Annotated in this window: 1 tRNA gene; it reads right to left on the reverse strand. The window is 73.6% G+C overall.

From position 1 onward, the window contains the following. Window positions 1-35: 35 nt before the first annotated feature. Window positions 36-109, reverse strand: a tRNA-Asn gene (locus UK12_RS34415). Between the last annotated feature and the right edge of the window lie 221 nt (window positions 110-330).

The following is a 330-nucleotide window of genomic DNA, read 5'->3' on the forward strand; positions in this document are numbered from 1 at the left end:
GCCCCTCGCTGCTGCGGGGGGCCTTCGGCCGCCTGTGCGCCGCCAGGGACACGAACCCCGGACCCGCTGACTAACAGTCAGCTGCTCTAACCAACTGAGCTAGCGGCCCCTGCTCCCAGAGCAGACTCCAGCAGGGCCCTCGGGTGGAACAAAAAACGACTACGATCCCGGGCCGGGCGGAGACCGCGGCCCGGCACCGCCCCCCGTGTGCCGGTGGCCTCAGGCGGAGGGCAGCGGCTCCAGCGGGCTCCCGGCGCCCGTACCGGCTGAGGACCACGGCTCACGCACGGTGTGCGGGCTGCGTGCCCGTGGCGGCACCGCGAGCTGTGC

Origin of the sequence: Saccharothrix sp. ST-888, assembly GCF_000955975.1 — a bacterium.
Lineage (GTDB): Bacteria > Actinomycetota > Actinomycetes > Streptomycetales > Streptomycetaceae > Kitasatospora.